This is a genomic window from Nonomuraea sp. NPDC049378 (assembly GCF_055586745.1).
The window spans coordinates 355,905-372,302 of the sequence record NZ_JBVJHP010000008.1; the positions used below are offsets into that span (position 1 = coordinate 355,905).

13 protein-coding genes are annotated in these 16,398 nt (G+C 71.6%); 1 reads left to right on the forward strand and 12 read right to left on the reverse strand.

What is annotated here, in order from left to right; all coding sequences use genetic code 11:
• Nucleotides 1-345 precede the first annotated feature (345 nt).
• From ACZ6SA_RS19940 to ACZ6SA_RS19955, 4 genes are all read right to left on the reverse strand, one after another.
• Nucleotides 346-873: a hypothetical protein gene (locus tag ACZ6SA_RS19940; protein ID WP_347647764.1), complete on the reverse strand. Its 528-nt coding sequence runs from the start codon at nt 871-873 to the stop codon at nt 346-348.
• Between the two features lie 92 nt (nt 874-965).
• Nucleotides 966-1,691 (reverse strand): helix-turn-helix transcriptional regulator, encoded by a 726-nt coding sequence (locus ACZ6SA_RS19945; protein WP_347647763.1) that lies wholly within the window; start codon nt 1,689-1,691, stop codon nt 966-968.
• A gap of 65 nt (nt 1,692-1,756) precedes the next feature.
• On the reverse strand, nt 1,757-3,202 hold the full coding sequence (argG, locus tag ACZ6SA_RS19950) for an argininosuccinate synthase (protein ID WP_347647762.1): 1,446 nt from the start codon (nt 3,200-3,202) through the stop codon (nt 1,757-1,759).
• Nucleotides 3,203-3,423: 221 nt separating this feature from the next.
• The gene (locus tag ACZ6SA_RS19955) at nt 3,424-4,608 is read right to left on the reverse strand and encodes an RNA-guided endonuclease InsQ/TnpB family protein (protein WP_465829452.1); all 1,185 of its coding nucleotides are present in this window, start codon (nt 4,606-4,608) and stop codon (nt 3,424-3,426) included.
• A 359-nt stretch (nt 4,609-4,967) separates the two neighbouring features.
• On the opposite strand from ACZ6SA_RS19955, the gene ACZ6SA_RS19960 reads away from it, so the two are divergent.
• Complete coding sequence (locus tag ACZ6SA_RS19960; RefSeq protein WP_465829454.1) at nt 4,968-5,405, forward strand: DUF2269 family protein; 438 nt, start codon at nt 4,968-4,970, stop codon at nt 5,403-5,405.
• Between the two features lie 9 nt (nt 5,406-5,414).
• Here ACZ6SA_RS19960 and narI read toward each other — a convergent pair whose 3' ends face one another.
• From narI to ACZ6SA_RS20000, 8 genes are all read right to left on the reverse strand, one after another.
• A complete protein-coding gene (gene narI, locus ACZ6SA_RS19965; protein WP_347647754.1) occupies nt 5,415-6,128 on the reverse strand; it encodes a respiratory nitrate reductase subunit gamma in 714 nt (237 codons plus the stop codon).
• Entirely contained in the window at nt 6,125-6,742 is a 618-nt protein-coding gene (gene narJ / locus ACZ6SA_RS19970) for a nitrate reductase molybdenum cofactor assembly chaperone (protein ID WP_347647753.1), read from the reverse strand. Before narJ ends, narI begins: the two co-directional genes overlap by 4 nt.
• Complete coding sequence (gene narH / locus ACZ6SA_RS19975; protein WP_465829457.1) at nt 6,739-8,385, reverse strand: nitrate reductase subunit beta; 1,647 nt, start codon at nt 8,383-8,385, stop codon at nt 6,739-6,741. The genes narJ and narH overlap by 4 nt, the downstream gene beginning before the upstream one ends.
• Entirely contained in the window at nt 8,385-12,032 is a 3,648-nt protein-coding gene (locus ACZ6SA_RS19980; protein ID WP_465829459.1) for a nitrate reductase subunit alpha, read from the reverse strand. Before ACZ6SA_RS19980 ends, narH begins: the two co-directional genes overlap by 1 nt.
• Before the next feature lie 127 nt (nt 12,033-12,159).
• Entirely contained in the window at nt 12,160-13,623 is a 1,464-nt protein-coding gene (locus ACZ6SA_RS19985; RefSeq protein ID WP_465829461.1) for an aldehyde dehydrogenase family protein, read from the reverse strand.
• Nucleotides 13,624-13,716: 93 nt separating this feature from the next.
• Complete coding sequence (locus ACZ6SA_RS19990; RefSeq protein ID WP_465829463.1) at nt 13,717-14,475, reverse strand: GntR family transcriptional regulator; 759 nt, start codon at nt 14,473-14,475, stop codon at nt 13,717-13,719.
• Nucleotides 14,476-14,514: 39 nt separating this feature from the next.
• Nucleotides 14,515-15,204 (reverse strand): response regulator transcription factor, encoded by a 690-nt coding sequence (locus tag ACZ6SA_RS19995; RefSeq protein ID WP_347647748.1) that lies wholly within the window; start codon nt 15,202-15,204, stop codon nt 14,515-14,517.
• Nucleotides 15,201-16,394 carry a sensor histidine kinase gene (locus ACZ6SA_RS20000; RefSeq protein WP_465829466.1) on the reverse strand — a complete coding sequence of 398 codons (1,194 nt, stop codon included), beginning with the start codon at nt 16,392-16,394 and terminating at the stop codon, nt 15,201-15,203. Before ACZ6SA_RS20000 ends, ACZ6SA_RS19995 begins: the two co-directional genes overlap by 4 nt.
• Nucleotides 16,395-16,398 lie beyond the last annotated feature (4 nt).

Here is a 16,398-nt window from a genome sequence, read left to right on the forward strand (position 1 = left end):
GACCTGCTGCTATATAGCCGTCTCCGGTGGGGGTCCGGCGGATCTTGCATCGTTCCATCGGGCGCCCGGATGCCTTCCTGATTCTTTGCCAGGAAGCACGCGCCCGAGAGCGTATGTCCTGAATCTAAAGTTTGGGGTAGCCGTATGTAAATCACCTGTGTCAGAATGTGAGACGGCGGGTTGATCGCATCTCTCGGGTGCATGCGGGTTCGAGGCTTGCGAACCGGGGCGAGCGCGGCCTGTTCGCCCGGCTTCGGCCCCCGCCGGGCGTGCGGGGGCGACGAGCGCGTTCTCTGAGGAGGAAGGGTTGTCCAACGAGTCGACGGAGTTCGTCGGCGCGGGCCGTCAGGCCGCCGGGCGCAGGACGGCGCGCCAGCCCAGGGTGACGGCGCCGGCCAGGAGCACGACGCCCGACAGCACGCCGCTGACGACCGGCACCCACGCCACGGCCGCCGTCGGCGTCATGACGAGCCCGGCGACGCCGAGCAGGGTGAGCACCACGCCGGGCACGGCGATGCTCCAGTCCTTCCAGACGGGCGCCAGCGCGACGAAGTGCACGCCGACCACCAGCGCCACCCAGGCCACGTTGGCCTGCTCGGGGAGCCCCCAGGCGGACAGCACCCTGAGCCCGCCGAACAGCAGGATCACCTCGGCGGCGACGATGAGCAGATAGCCACGGCCGAACATGCCGCGCCGCGCCTCCGCCCCTTGCCGTTCTCTCCTGGCGGTGGCGAACCACATGGCGAGCACCCCCGCGGCGGCCAGGCAGGCGGCCACCCGCAGCACATTCACGGTCACGGTGTTCAGCGGGCTCTGCGCGTTGACGACGACGAAGACCGCGCCGAAGACCGCACCGACCAATAATCCAGTCATACGTTGCACGGCGTTAGTAAAGCGCATGCCGGCTCGCGCCCACATGGGGGCTGGGCCGAGAACGCGGTGGGCCTGGCCCTACCCCCACCGCGCTACCGCGCCGCTCCGCGCAGGTAGGCCAGCACCGCCAGCACCCGGCGGTTGTCGTCCTCGGTCGCGGGCAGCTCCAGCTTGGCGAACACGCCGGCCACGTGCTTGCCGACGGCCGCCTCCGTGATCGACAGGGCACGGGCGACGGCGCTGTTGGAGCGGCCCTCGGCGATCAGCGCCAGCACCTCGCGCTCGCGCGGGGTCAGCCGGTGCGCCGGCTCGGTGACCTCTCTGGCCCTCGCCCACGTCTGCTCGAACAGGTCGATGAGGGTGGTGATCAGGCTCTGCTGCCTGATCACCAGGGCTCCGGGCGCGTAGGCGACGGGGGTGATGCGCAGGAAGGCCACCGCGCGGTCGAAGACGAGCAGCTGCTGGATCTGCTCGTCGACGACCCGGTGCAGGTCGCCGGCTGCGTGCAGCTCCCTGATGCGGGCCGCTTTGTACGGGTCGTCCAGCACACCGGAGTGGATGATCGTGCGCATCGTCATGCCGCGCCGCAGGGCGTCGAGCACGCTGCGCCGGCTCTTCTGCTCCTCGCGGCCCCGCGCGGGCATGCCCACCGGATGCATGGCGCGCAGCTCGCGGGCGGAACCGGCGAACTGCGCGATCTGCTGCCGTACCAGCTCGCTGTCTTCGAGCCGCTCGACGTCGACGGGGATGCCGCGGAGCTCGCCCACCACCTCTTCCAGCCGATGGGCAAGCTGCGTCAGCGACACGCCCTCGTCCATACGCCTCCTCGCCGCGTTCTCCGACGATTGTGGCGTACGGGGCCCAGGTCTGCTGGAGCGGAGGGTCAGTCGGTGCCGGACTCCATCGCGGCGTGGTCGAGGAGTTCGTCCTCGGGGGCCTCGCCACGGGAGGCGATCGCCTCGGCCCCGCCCTCCGGCATCGCGCCGATCAGCCTGGTCGAGGGCGCCTGCGCGGCGGCGATCAACGCCGAGTGGTCGGCGCCGACCATGCCGAGCCCGGCGTACTGCTCCAGCTTGGCGCGGGTGTCGGCGATGTCGAGGTTGCGCATGGTCAGCTGGCCGATGCGGTCGACCGGCCCGAAGGCGGAGTCTTCCGTGCGCTCCATGGAGAGCTTGTCCGGGTGGTAGCTGAACGCCGGCCCCGACGTGTCGAGGATCGAATAGTCCTCGCCGCGCCGCAGCCGCAGCGTCACCTCGCCGGTGATCGCCATGCCGACCCAGCGCTGCAGCGACTCGCGCAACATCAGCGCCTGCGGGTCGAGCCAGCGGCCTTCGTACAGCAGGCGGCCGAGCCGGCGCCCCTCGCTGTGGTAGACGGCGAGGGTGTCCTCGTTGTGGACCGCGTTGACCAGCCGCTCGTAGGCCGCGTGCAGCAGCGCCATGCCCGGCGCCTCGTAGATGCCCCGGCTCTTGGCCTCGATGACGCGGTTCTCGATCTGGTCGGACATGCCCAGGCCGTGCCGCCCGCCGATGGCGTTGGCCTCCAGCACCAGGTCGACGGCGGAGCCGAACTCCTTGCCGTTGATCGTCACGGGGCGGCCGCGCTCGAAGCCGATGGTGACGTCTTCAGGTGCGATCTCGACGTTCTGGTCCCAGAACCGCACGCCCATGATCGGCTCGACGGTCTCGATGCCGGCGTCGAGGTGCTCCAGCGCCTTGGCCTCGTGGGTCGCTCCCCAGATGTTGGCGTCGGTGGAGTAGGCCTTCTCCGTGCTGTCGCGGTAGGGCAGGCCGTGCTCCAGCAGCCACTCGGACATCTCGGTGCGACCGCCGAGCTCGCTGACGAAACCGGCGTCGAGCCACGGCTTGTAGATGCGCAGCGACGGGTTGGCCAGCAGGCCGTAGCGGTAGAAGCGCTCGATGTCGTTGCCCTTGAAGGTGGAGCCGTCGCCCCAGATCTGCACGCCGTCCTCGAGCATCGCGCGCACCAGCAGGGTGCCCGTGACCGCCCGCCCCAGCGGGGTCGTGTTGAAGTAGCCCCGGCCGCCGGAGCGGATGTGGAACGCCCCGCAGGCCAGAGCGGCGAGGCCCTCCTCCACGAGGGCGGCCCGGCAGTCGACCAGCCGGGCGACCTCAGCGCCGTAGGCCGTCGCGCGCCCGGGCACCGAGGCGATGTCGGGCTCGTCGTACTGGCCGATGTCTGCGGTGTACGCGCACGGCACCGCGCCCTTCTCGCGCATCCACGCGACCGCTACCGAGGTGTCGAGGCCGCCGGAGAAGGCGATGCCGACACGTTCGCCGACAGGCAGAGAAGTGAGAACCTTGGACACGCGTGAAGTATATACATAGTTATGCATGATCATGCAACATCATCGTGCGACGGCCCCTCCGCCGTGTCGCGATCTCCGGAGAACGGCTCAGCGGGTGGGGTGCGTGACCTCGGTGGCGGATCCCGGCGACGATGGCCCGGCGTCGCTCGGTGACTTCCCCCTGGTTTTCGTGCACCCGTACATCGTGACTCCTCCGCTCCCTGATGGGGAGTGGCTTCTCGCTAGGCCGCTTGTGCAGCCTGGCGAAGGGCAAGCCCTGCCCTGAGGATGTTGATCGCCGCGTTGACGTCGGCGTGCGCGGCATGTCCGCACGCCGTACAGGCGAACGCGGCCTGGGTGACGCGGTTCTCCCGTGCGCTGTGCCCGCAGCGGGCGCAGGTGCGGGAGGTGCCGGCGGGGTTCACCGCGATCAGCTCTCGACCGGCGCTTTCAGCCTTGTGCGCGAGGATCGTCAGGAACGCCCCCCAGCCCGCGTCCAGGATCGACCGGTTGAGGCCGGACTTGGCGGCGACGTTGCGGCCGGGGGCTTCGGTCGTGCCCGCCGCCGAGCGGGTCATGTTCGCGATCCGCAGGTCCTCGTGCACGATCACGTCATAGGCGGTCACCAGGGCGAGCGCGGCCTTGTGCGCGCCGTCCAGACGTTGCCTGCGCACCCTGGCGTGCAACGCGGCCACGCGGGCCACCGCCTTACGCCGCCGCTTGGAACCCCGTTCCTTCCGGGCCAGAACCCGCTGCGCGGCGGCCAGCCGGCCTGCGGAGGCGGCCAGGTGACGGGGGTTGCTCAGATGCTGTCCGTCGCTGGTCGTGACGAGGGACGCCACACCCATGTCGATCCCCGCGACCGCGCCGGTGGCGGGCAGCGGTTCAGCCGGCACGTCGTCGCACGACAGCACCACGAACCACCGGCTGCCTTCCCGCTTCACCGCGATCGTCTTCACCCGGCCCTTGACCGCGCGGTGCTGGTGCACACGGACATGCCCGACCCCCTGGAGCCGCACGAACGTGGCCGACGGGTGCTCGGGCTGGGAGTCCCACCGGCAGCCGTCACCGTCCTTCGGCCATTCGACCGTGTCGAACCGGCCACGCCCCTTGAACCGCGGGAACCCCGGCGTGCGTCCGGCCCTGACGCGGTCGAAGAACGCGCGGAAGGCCTTGTCGAGCCGTCGCAGGGTGGCCTGCTGGGAGGAGAACGACCAACGCGCCTGCCCGTCCGCATCATCGGCGCGGATGTGTTTCAGCTCGGCCGACTGCTCGCCGTACCGGACACTCACCCCTGCCCTGGCATAGGCGGTGCGCCGGTGCTCCAAGGCCGCGTTGTAGAGCTGCCGGTGGTCCTCCAGGCACGCCCCCAGCGCCGCCGCCTGCCGGGCGGTGGGGCGCAGCAGGAACCGGAACGACCTGCGCACACCCACCTCCTATCACGTTCGGTAACGACGCCACCACGATATCGGCTGCCGCCGACAAAACCAGGAAGGACATCCGTGATGCGCAGACCTGACAGGTCAGGGCATGCTCGGGCCTTGACGGCCCTTCCGCTCCCGATTCCCCTGTCGCCTCAAGGCGACGGTCCCCTCGGGAGACTCTGATGGGTGTCCCGCACTGGCTGCGGTATTTCGAGCACATCAGGGCCCACAAGGACGTCGCGTTCATGACCGGCGAGCAGATCCTCGACTGGTATCGGGACGTACGCCGTCCCTGACGGCGCCCCCTCGGGCCGTACCCCTTATCGTCTGGTCGATGACCGGAGACAAGAGGTGGGCGTGAGATGACGTGGTGGTCGGCGGTCCGGTTCCTGCACGTGTTGTCGGCGGCGCTGTGGGTCGGCGGGCAGCTCACCGTGTCGCTGGTGCTCCTGCCCGTCGTCCGCCGGTCGATGGACGCGCGGCGGCGGCGCGAGGTGCTGAACGCGGTCGGCCGCCGGTTCGGCCTCTTCACCGCGGTGGCCCTCCTGCCCGTCCAGGTCGTCACCGGGGTGGCCATCGCCTGGCACAAGGGCGTCACCTGGGCCTCGCTCGCCGACCCCGGTTACGGCCGGATCCTGGCCGCCAAGCTGCTGCTGTTCTGCGCGGTGATGGCCGCCGCCGCGCTGCACGGCGTGGCCAGCGCGAAGGGCAGGCCGGGGCCGGCCAGGACCATGGCGGTGGCCTCGCTGGCCGGCTCGCTCGGCGTCATCCTGCTGGCCACCGCCCTGCCGGTGACCTGATCCCGTGACCTAGCGGGAGGGTTCCCAGCCGCGCCGGGTGGCCGGCCGCGTCTCGTCCCTGCTGCGGTAGACGATGTAGGGCCTGGTGAGGTAGCCGACGGGAGCGGTCAGCATGTGCACCAGCCGGGTGAAGGGCCAGATGGCGAACAACACGAGCGCGCTGAGCGCGTGCAGCTGGAACAGCGGGGGCGCGCTCGCCATCAGCGCCGGTTCCGGACGGAAGTAAAAGATCGACCGGAACCAGGGAGAGACGGTGGTGCGGTAGTCGTAGCCGCCGCCGACGACGTTGGCCACGACCGTCGCGGCCAGGCCGAGGGCGATCGTGAGGGCGAGGACGGCGTACATCAGCTTGTCGTTGCGGGTGGTGGCCATGAAGACCGGGCCCACGGTACGGCGCCGGTAGATCAGGATCGCCATGCCGCCCACCGTCGCCACGCCCGCGATCGTGCCGAGGACGACGGCGAGCAGGTGGTAGAGCCCTTCGCTGATGCCCACCGCTTCGGTCCAGCTCTTGGGGATGACGAGGCCGCCGATGTGGCCCAGCGCGACGACGAGGATGCCGAAGTGGAACAGCGGGCTGCCGACGCGCAGCAGCCGTGACTCGTACATCTGGGAGGAGCGGGTGGTCCAGCCGAACTTGTCGTAGCGGTAGCGCCACACGTGGCCGAGCACGAACACGGTGAGCGCCACGTACGGCAGGACCACCCAGAGCAGGATGCTCATCGGCCGGCCTCCATGGTCGCGTAGGGTTCCAGGCCGACGGCCTCGGCGGGTGGCCCCTCTTCCGCCAGCCGCAGCGCGGCTTCCCGTTCGCGGGCGCGGGCCGGGGGCAGGGTGGCCAGGACGGCGGCGACGACGCCGGCGTACGGTGAGCGCTCGTCCTCCAGCGCCGCGCGCAGCACTTCCATGCCGGCGCGGTGCTCGGTCATCAGCCGCCGGGCTGGGCGGACGGCGCCGCGTGCCGACAGCTCGCACACCACGGCCAGGTGGTCGGGCAGCTCGCCGTCGGCGAGCTCGAAGCCCGCGGTGTGCAGCGCGTGCTTGAAGCGCAGCAGTGCGGCGCCGCGTTTGCGGGTGTCGCCGTAGGCGTAGTAGGTGAGGTACGGGCAGCAGCGCCGTTTCAGGTCGAAGGTCGCCACGTAGTGGGCGGCCAGGTCCGCCTGAGGAGTGCCGGCGGCGTGTCCGAGGAAGGCCGACAGGCGGTCGCGGACCTCCCCCGAGGGCAGCGCGGCCACCGCCTCGACCAGCACCTGCCGGGAACCGTAGAGCCGCTCGTCGGGGTAGCCCAGCAGCACCGAGGCCACCATGTGGGCACTGCGCAGGTCGCCGTCGTTCACTTCTTCCTCCTGGGGAACAGCCCGTCGGGCGTGCCTTTGCCGTCCCAGTTGAGCAGGTTGACCCGGCCGCGCAGCTCGTCGGCCTCGTCGAGTTCGTCGCCTGCCTGCCGCTCGCGCAGGGCGTGGAAGCTCTCCACCGCGATCGGCGACGGCCGCCCCGACGCCTCGCCGAACGGGCCGGCCATGCCGGGGCCGCCCTCGTAGTCGAGGCTGCAGCCGGTGGCCGTCTCCTCCAGCCGGGCGCCCTGCTCGGCGTGCGCCTTCGGGATGACGTACCGCTCGTCGTAGGGGGCCAGGGCCAGCAGCCGGTGCATGTCCTCGATGCGCGGGCCGTCCATGCCGACGGCCGCGGCGATCGACTCGTCGGGGTCCTGGCCCAGGTTGAGCCGGCGCATGTACGAGCGCATCGCGGCCAGGCGGCGCAGCACCACGCGCACCGGTTCTGGGTCGCCGGCGGTGAACAGCTCGGCCAGGTAGCCGATCGGGATGCGCAGCGCCTCGATGGCGCCGAACAGGTTGCCGGCGTCCTCGCCGTCGTGCCCGGACTCGGAGAGCACGTCCACGACGGGCGACAGCGGCGGGATGTACCAGACCATCGGCATCGTGCGGTATTCGGGATGCAGCGGCAGCGCCACCCCGTAGTCGAAGATCAGCTTGTGGATCGGGGACGCGCGGGCGGCGTCCAGCCAGTCATCGGGGATGCCCGACCTGCGGGCCGCCTCGATCACCTCGGGGTCGTGGGGGTCGAGCAGGACACCTTTCTGCGCCTGGTACAGGTCCTTCTCGTCCGGAACGGAGGCCGCCGCGGCCACCCGGTCGACGTCGTACAGGACGAGCCCGATGTAGCGCAGCCGCCCGACGCACGTCTCCGAGCAGACCGTGGGGATGCCCACCTCGACGCGCGGGAAGCAGAACGTGCACTTCTCGGCCTTGCCGGTGCGGTGGTTGAAGTACACCTTCTTGTACGGGCAGCCGGTCACGCACATCCGCCACCCCCGGCAGCGGTCCTGGTCGACCAGCACGATGCCGTCTTCTGAGCGCTTGTACATCGCCCCCGACGGGCAGGACGCCACGCAGGAGGGGTTGAGGCAGTGCTCGCAGATGCGCGGCAGGTAGAACATGAACGCCCGCTCGAAGTCCAGCTTCACCTGGTCCGACACCTTGCGCAGCACCGGGTCGGCGGGCGCCAGCTCGGGGCCGCCGGCCAGGTCGTCGTCCCAGTTCGCGCTCCAGCTGATCTTGGTGGGCCGGCCGGTGATGAGCGAGCGGGGCCGCGCCACCGGGGTGTCGTCCTGCATGGGCGCGGAGAACAGCTGGTCGTAGTCGTAGGTCCAGGGCTCGTAGTAGTCCTGGATGGAGGGCATCAGCGGGTTGGCGAAGATGGAGAGGAGCTTCCTGAGCCGGCCGCCCGCCTTGAGTTTCAGCCGGCCGCGCCGGTTGAGTTCCCAGCCGCCCTTCCACCGGTCCTGGTCCTGGTAGGTGCGGGGGTAGCCCTGGCCGGGGCGGGTCTCGACGTTGTTGAACCAGACGTACTCGGTGCCCGAGCGGTTGGTCCAGGCCTGCTTGCAGGTGACCGAGCAGGTGTGGCAGCCGATGCACTTGTCCAGGTTCATCACCATGGCCAGCTGCGCCATGACGCGCATCAGTAATCGACCTCCTGGCTGCGGCGGCGGATCACGGTGACCTCGTCGCGCTGGTTGCCGGTCGGCCCCAGGTAGTTGAAGGCGAAGCTCAGCTGCGCGTAGCCGCCGATCAGGTGGGTGGGTTTGATGAGGAGCCGGGTCAGGGAGTTGTGGATGCCGCCGCGCCGGCCGGACGTCTGGCTCTTGGGCACGTCCACCACGCGCTCCTGGGCGTGGTACATGTACACCGTCCCTTCGGGCATCCGGTGCGAGACGACCGCGCGGGCCACGACGACGCCGTTGCGGTTGACCGCCTCCACCCAGTCGTTGTCGGCGATGCCCGCCTTCGCCGCGTCGGCCGGGCTCATCCAGATGTTCGGCCCGCCCCGCGACAGCGTCAGCATGAGCAGGTTGTCCTGGTATTCGGAGTGGATCGACCACTTGGAGTGCGGCGTGAGATAGCGCACGGCGATGCCGTTCTCGCCGCTCTCTCCCACGCCGGGCTCGCCGAACATCGCGGTCATGTCGAGCGGCGGCCGGTAGGCCGGCAGGGCTTCGCCGGCCTCGTGGATCCAGTCGTGGTCGAGGTAGAAGTGCTGGCGGCCGGTGAGCGTGTGCCAGGGTTTGCGGTGCTCGACGTTGATGGTGAAGGCCGAGTAGCGGCGGCCGCCGGTCTCGATGCCCGACCACTCCGGCGACGTCGTCACTGCCACCGGCCTGGCCTGCGTGTCGGCGAACGTGATCTGCTTGTGCTCGTCGGCCAGCCCGTCGAAGGACGTGCCCGTGCGGCGGGCCAGCGTGGCGAACCCCTGCGCGGCCAGGCGCCCGTTCGTGGTGCCCGACAACCCCAGGATCGCCTCGCACAGGTCGATGTCGCGGGCCAGCGACGGCCGCCCGGCCGCCACGCCGCCGCGCACGGCGCCGTTCCTGCGGCGCAGTCGCTCCACCTCCTCGCCCACCTGGAACGTCAGCCCCTTGGTGGTGGCGCCGAGGGTGTCCAGCAGCGGGCCGAGCGCGGCCATCTTGTCGGCGACGGCCGCGTAGTCGCGCTCCACGATCGTGATCTTCGGGAAGTTCCTGCCCGGTTCAGGGATGGTCCCGGCGCGCCGCCAGTCGTCCACGCGGCCGTGCGGGGTGGCGTACTCGTCGGGGGTGTCGTGCAGCAGCGGCGCCGCCACCAGGTCGCGGCGCACCCCGAGGTGGGTGGCGGCCAGGGTGCTGAACGCCTTGGCGATGGCGTGGAAGGCGGCGAAGTCGGTACGCGTCTGCCAGGGCGGGTCGATGGCCGGGCTGAAGGCGTGCACGAACGGGTGCATGTCGGTCGAGGACAGGTCGTGCTTCTCGTACCAGGTGGCGGCGGGGAGCACGATGTCGGAGAACAACGTCGTGGACGTCATCCGGAAGTCCAGCGACAGCAGCAGGTCGAGCTTGCCGCGCGGCGCCTCCGGCCGCCAGGTCACCTCGTCGGGCCGCTGCTCGGGCGCGGCCTCGACGGCCCGCAGCGACGCGTCGGCGCCCAGCAGGTGCCGCAGGAAATACTCGTCGCCCTTGGCCGACGAGCCCAGCAGGTTGGCCCGCCACACGGTCAGCACGCGCGGCCAGTTGGCGGGCGCGTCCGGGTCCTCGCAGGCGAAGCCCAGCTCGCCGGAGGCGGCCCGGCCCGCGACGTACGCGCCCGGCTCCTGCCCCGACGCCGCCACCTCGTCGGCCAGGTCGAGCGGGTTGCGGTCGAAGGTCGGATACGACGGCATCCACCCCATGCGGGCCGAGGCCGACATCAGGTCGGCGGTGGACCTCCCGGCGAACGCGCCCCGGCCCAGCGGCGACGCGACGGTGTCGGCGCTGTAGGTGTCGTAGCGCCACTGGTCGGTGTGCAGATACCAGTACGCCGTACTGATCATGTGCCGGGGCGGGCGCGACCAGTCCAGGGCCGACGCGAGATGCGCCCACCCGGTGATCGGCCGGGCCTTCTCCTGGCCGACGTAGTGGGCCCAGCCGCCGCCGTTGACGCCCTGGCAGCCGGTCAGCGTGGTCAGCGCGAGGAAGGAGCGGTAGATCTGGTCGGCGTGGAACCAGTGGTTCGCTCCCGCCCCCATGATGATCATCGACCGGCCGCCGGACTCCTCCGCGTTCGTGGCGAACTCGCGGGCGATCCGGGCCGCCCTCGCCGCCGGCACGCCGGTGATGCCCTCCTGCCAGGCCGGCGTGTACGGCTGCGCCGCGTCGTCGTAGCCTCGCGGCCACTCGCCCGGAAGGTCGCGCGGCACCCCGTACTGCGCCATGAGCAGGTCGAACACGGTCGTGACCAGGTGCCCGCCCACCTCCATGACCGGCACGCCCCGGTGCAGCACGCCGCCCGGCAGGTCGAAGCGGGGCAGGGCGACCTTCACCGCCTGCCCGCCGAGCAGCGTGAGCGCCGGGTCGACCGCGCCGAGGTCCAGGTTCCACCGGCCCTCGCCGTCGGGGCGGTAGCGGAAGCCGAGCGAGCCGTTGGGCACCACCGGCTCGCTCGTGCGCGCGTCGATGAGCACCGTCTTGAACGCGTCGCCCTCGCCCTCGCGCAGGTCGGCGTCGGTGAGGAACTTGTCGGGCACGTACCCGCCGCTGTCGTGCTCGCGCAGCCGCACCAGGAACGGCAGGTCGGTGAAGCGTTTGGCGTAGCCGGTGAAGGCAGGGGTCTCGCGGTCGGCGAAGAACTCCTTGAGGATCACGTGGCCCATCGCCATGGCCAGCGCCCCGTCGGTGCCGGGACGGGGGGCCAGCCACTCGTCGCCGAACTTGGCGGCGTCGCTGAAGTCGGGACTGACGATGACGACCTTCTGGCCCCGGTAACGTGCCTCGGTCATGTAGTGCGCGTCGGGGGTGCGGGTGACGGGCACGTTGGAGCCCCACACCAGCAGGTAGGAGGCGTCCCACCAGTCGGCCGACTCGGGCACGTCGGTCTGGTCGCCGAACACCTGGGGCGAGGCCACCGGCAGGTCGGCGTACCAGTCGTAGAACGACAACATCGCGCCGCCGATCAGCGAGACGAACCGGGCGCCGGCCGCGTGCGAGGCCATCGACATGGCGGGGATCGGGGAGAAACCCGCGACGCGGTCGGGGCCGTACTCCCTGATCGTGTGCACGTGGGCCGCTGCGACGATCTCGACGGCCTCGTCCCAGCCGATCCTGACCAGCCCGCCCTTGCCGCGCGCCGACTGGTAGCGCTCCCGCCTGGCGGGATCCGTGGTGATCTCCGCCCACGCCTCGACCGGGTCGCCGAGCCTGGCCCGCGCCTCGCGGTACATCTCCACCAGGACGCCGCGCGCGTAGGGGTATCGCACCCGGGTGGGCGAGTAGGTGTACCAGGAGAAGGCGGCGCCGCGCGGGCAACCGCGCGGCTCGTACTCGGGCCGGTCGCCGCCGACGCTCGGGTAGTCGGTCTCCTGCGCCTCCCAGGTGATGATCCCGTCCTTGACGTAGACCTTCCACGAGCACGAGCCCGTGCAGTTCACGCCGTGGGTCGAGCGCACCACCTTGTCGTGGCTCCAGCGGTCGCGGTAGAACGCGTCACCCTGGCGCCCGCCCACCTGGTGCAGGGTGCGCAGATCCGGCGAGACCGCCCCGGACCGGAGATGCCGCCCCATCTTCAGCAACGCGTCGCTGACAGGCCCGTCCATCGCCGTCATATCACTCGTCTTCCTGCCGTCACGAAGCCGACATGCCAGGCACTGCTGTCGTAGCCCAGGAGGGAGTAGGAAAACGTGGAACGGCCGACAAGGCGGCTTTCCTGATTAAAACTTCGGTGAAGTTAGGTCAGGCGGGGAAACCGATGGAATGGGTGTCCATGAATTCGCGGATCCCCTCGATGCCCATCTCCCGGCCCATGCCGCTGTGGTTGAAGCCGCCGAACGGCGCCCGCTCGTCCAGGCTCCCGGCTCCGTGCGCGTTGACGAACGTGTAACCGGTCCGCAGCCGCGCGGCCAGGGCGGCGGCACGGCCGGGATCGTCCGTCCACACCGAGGAGCACAACCCCGACCAGGTGTCGTTCGCGCGGGCCACGGCGTCGTCCTCGTCGTCGAACGGCAGGATCGGCAAGGTCGGGCCGAACTGCTCCTCGGTCACCACCCGCGTGTCGTCGGCGGGGTCGAGCACCAGCGACGGGCACAGGAAGTTGCCCCTGGACAGGTCGGCGCCCTCGGCGGGCGCGCCGAACTCGCGCACCTCGGCCCCCGACGAGCGGGCCTGGCCGAGGAGCTCCCGCACGTACGCCAGCTGCCGCCCGCTGTGCAGGGGCCCCATGGTCACCCGCTCGTCCAGGCCGTGGCCCAGCCGGGTCGCGGCGAGCAGCCCGGACAGGCCCTCCACGACCTCGTGGTAGCGCGACCGGTGCACGTAAAGGCGCTTGATCGCCATGCAGATCTGCCCGGTCGAGTCGAACGTGCCCGCGAACAGGCGGTGCATCGCGTCAGGGCCGAGATCGGCGTCGTCCAGCACGATCGCCGGGTCGTTGCCGCCCAGCTCCAGCGCCACCCGGGTCAGCGAGTCGGCGGCCATGGACATGATGCGCTTGCCGCCGGCCGGGCTGCCGGTGAAGCAGACCTTCCTGACCCGGTCGTCCTGGATCAGCGCCGCGCCGATCTGCGCGTCCGCGCCGGTGACGACGTTGAGCACGCCGGGCGGCAGTGCGCGCGCCACCACCTCCACCGTGCGCACGGTCGCCAGCGGGGTCGTGGGCGGCGGCTTCACCACGACGGTGTTGCCGGCGATCAGCGCCTGCGGCAGCGAGGCGGCCAGGATCGCCAGCGGCCAGTTGAACGGCACGATGATCGTCACCACGCCCAGCGGCACGTAGGAGACCTCCGTGCGGTACGGCGGCGCCGGAAGCGTGGTCACCCGCCCGACCTCGCCGGCCAGCCCTGCGGCCAGCCGGAAACGGTGCTCGAAGACGACGGAGTCGATGTGGGACTCCAGCCGGATCTTGCCGTTCTCGCGGGTGAGGATCTCGGCCGTCGCCGCGCGTTCCGCCTCCAGCGGAGCCAGCGCGGCGATCAGCGCCGCCGCGCGCTCCTCCGGAGTGCGGGCCGACCAGGCGGGGAAAGCCCGGTGGGCGGCGGCGACCGCCGACGTGGCCTGCTTGGCGTCGGCGGCGGCCGCGTAGCCGACGACCGATGTGCCGTCGGCCGGGTCGATCACCTGCAGCGAGTCGCCCGCGCCGTGGCTCTCGCCGTCGATGTAGAGCTCGGTGCGGATCTCGGGTGGCTGGTCCAGCGGCGTCATCGACTGTCACCTCAGCGTCGTCCCAGGCCCCGTATCACCGGACCCGTCGGCTTTGGCGTCATGCTACAGCGGCTTCACCGGGGGTCCTCGTGGTCATCCGACCCGTTCCGTCCGGTGCGATCCGGCAAGGCCGACCGCGACAGACGACGTAGGCGGTCGCCGCCGAGCAACCGCCAGGCGGCCTGGGCGCCGAGGCTGGTGTCGACGTGCCGGCGCATGACGGCGGCGGCGCCCTCCCCGTCCACTCGCGATCACCAGCTCGACCAGCGCCTCGTGCTCGGCGGCCGAGCGGTCGCGGGCCTCCTGGTCGCGCCCGGCCTCCAGCGCCAGCCGGCGGTAGCGGTCTGATTTGTCCCACAGGCCGTCGAGCGTCTGGATGAGCAGGTCGTTGTGCGAGGCCGAGTAGAGGGCCCGGTGGAACGCGCGGTGGGCGGCGAGGTGCTCGTAGGCGGGATTGCCGGGCAGCGGCTCGAGCCCTTGCCCGGCGGCGCGCATCGCGGCGATGTCGGCCCTGGTACGGCGCTCCGCGGCCAGCGCGACCGCGAGAGGGTCGAGGGAACGCCGCAGCTCCAGCAGGTCGCGTGCCTCTTCCGCGGCGAGCGGGGCGACGCGGGCGTCGCGGTGGGCGTCCAGCTCGACCAGCCCTTCACTCTTGAGGCGGCGCAGGGCCTCGCGCAGGGGAGTGGTGCTGATGCCGATGTCGCCGGCCAGCCGTGCCTGCGCGATGACATAGGCGGGCGGCAGCTCGCCGGAGAGAATGAGCTCCTTGACCCGCAGGTAGGCGTGGTCCGCCTTGGTGAGGTGCGGGGTGAGGTGGGGGGCGGGGTGGGATTCGGCCGCTGGTCCGGTCATCGTCGTCCTAGGTTATTACCCATGCACGGCCCGCGGGCCTCACCGGACGTGCGGATCGGCGGGAGGCGGCGTCCCGGAGCCGGGAGTGAGCAGACCCGTCTCGTACGCGAGGACGACGAGCTGGGAACGGTCACGGGCGCCCAGCTTGGTCAGCAGCCGGCCCACGTGAGTGCGGGCGGTCGCCGGGCTGATGAACAGCCGCTCGCCGATCTCGGCATTGCTCCGGCCCGCGCCGACCTCCGCCAGCACCTCCCGTTCGCGTTCCGTCAGGCGGTCGAGCCGCTCAGGCGACGACGGGCGAGGACCGGTCGCGGCGGCCCGCATGACGCGCCGGGTGACGGCGGGCGACAGCAGCGCGTCGCCACTGGCCACGATCCGCACCGCCTCCCGCATCCGCTCGGGGCTGGTGTCCTTGAGCAGGAAGCCCGCGGCCCCGGCCCGGATCGCCTCCTGGATGTTCTCGTCGGTGTCGAAAGTGGTGAGCACGATCACGTGGACGTCGCGGAGCGCCGGGACGGCCATGATCCGCCGGGTGGCGTCCAGCCCGTCGGGGCCGGGCATGCGGATGTCCATGAGCACCACGTCGGGGCGGAGCCTGGCCACCAGCTCGACACCCGCGTCGGCGCCGCTCGCGTCGCCGGCCACGACGATGTCGTCGGCGCGTTCGAGCAGCAGCCGCAGCCCTTCCCTGACGAGGTGCTGGTCATCGACGATCACGACCCGGATCATGCGCGGTCCTCCAGCGGGACACTCGCCTCCACCACGAATCCTCCCTCGGCGGGCGACGACGTCCGAAGGCCGCCGCCGAGCAGCGCCAGCCGCTCGCGCATCCCGGTCAGCCCCCACCCCGGCGGCCCCCCGGCGCCCGCGGCTCCGCGGCCGTCGTCGCTCACGCGCAGCAGCAGGGCGTCCGTCCCGTAGTCCAGGTCGATGCGGACCGTACGGGCGCCGGCGTGCCGCAGGACGTTGCTCAACGACTCCTGCACCACCCGGTAGGCCGTCGCGTCCGAGATCGCGGGCAGCCGCTCGGGCCGGCCCGAGGTCCGCACGCCGACGTCGAGCCCCGCCGCGGTGGCCGTCGCCACGAGTGTGCCGAGCGCGTCCAGCCCCGGTGCCGGGCCGTCGTCGGGATCGCCCGCGCGCAACGCTCCCAGGGTCAGCCGCAGCTCGCGGCCCACGTCGCTGCACGCCGACCTGGCCGCGGCCAGCGAGCGCTCGGCCACGTCGGGGTCGTCGCGCAGCGACTCGCGCGCCACGTCCGTGTGCAGCGAGATCACCGACACCGTGTGCGCCATCAGGTCGTGCAGATCCCTTGCGATGCGCAGACGCTCCTGCTCCACCCGCCGTGCCGCCTCCCGCTCGCGTTCCAGGCGGGCGGCGTGCTCCTGCCGGGCCAGTTCCGCGCGCCAGGCACGCCGGGCCCGCACGCCGTCGCCCAGCGCGATCGCGGCGGCCATGAGGCCCGCGGAGGTGGTGGTCTCGAAGCCGAGGAGGTAGGCCAGGTCGTCGCCCTCCAGGATGCGCTGTGCGGTCGAGACGACGAGCAGGGCGACGGCCGTACCGATGGACCAGCGCGGCCTGCCCTGCTCCGCCGCGGAGTACAGCGCCGCGGCGAGCGGTGCGGCCAGCCCGATCGGCGGGTAGGACAGCATGTAGTAGACGATCAGCGCCGCGGCCGTGAGCAGGAGCGTCGCCACCGGCCAGCGCCGGCGGGCGAACATGAGGACGGCGAACGACGCGCCGAACGCGTACGCGGCCGGGCCAGGGCCGGCCGACGCGCTGCCGACGTCGGCCGTGATGGCGGTGCCGACCACGACGAGCACCAGCATGGCCAGGCCGAGGTCGACCGCCGGCTCGCGGCGGGCCGGTGATTCGACCCGCACGCCCGGCTCGTGGCGGGCTGGTGATTCGACCCGCACGCTT

What these genes read in the sequence shown, in the direction of transcription:
- ACZ6SA_RS19960 (WP_465829454.1), top strand. Translation starts at nt 4,968, where the DNA reads ATGACGTGGTGGTCGGCGGTCCGGTTCCTGCACGTGTTGTCGGCGGCG.
- ACZ6SA_RS19945 (WP_347647763.1), bottom strand. Translation starts at nt 1,691, where the DNA reads ATGGACGAGGGCGTGTCGCTGACGCAGCTTGCCCATCGGCTGGAAGAG.
- narI (WP_347647754.1), bottom strand. Translation starts at nt 6,128, where the DNA reads ATGAGCATCCTGCTCTGGGTGGTCCTGCCGTACGTGGCGCTCACCGTG.
- ACZ6SA_RS19980 (WP_465829459.1), bottom strand. Translation starts at nt 12,032, where the DNA reads ATGACGGCGATGGACGGGCCTGTCAGCGACGCGTTGCTGAAGATGGGG.
- ACZ6SA_RS19990 (WP_465829463.1), bottom strand. Translation starts at nt 14,475, where the DNA reads ATGACCGGACCAGCGGCCGAATCCCACCCCGCCCCCCACCTCACCCCG.
- ACZ6SA_RS19995 (WP_347647748.1), bottom strand. Translation starts at nt 15,204, where the DNA reads ATGATCCGGGTCGTGATCGTCGATGACCAGCACCTCGTCAGGGAAGGG.
- ACZ6SA_RS19940 (WP_347647764.1), bottom strand. Translation starts at nt 873, where the DNA reads ATGACTGGATTATTGGTCGGTGCGGTCTTCGGCGCGGTCTTCGTCGTC.
- narH (WP_465829457.1), bottom strand. Translation starts at nt 8,385, where the DNA reads ATGCGCGTCATGGCGCAGCTGGCCATGGTGATGAACCTGGACAAGTGC.
- ACZ6SA_RS19985 (WP_465829461.1), bottom strand. Translation starts at nt 13,623, where the DNA reads ATGACGCCGCTGGACCAGCCACCCGAGATCCGCACCGAGCTCTACATC.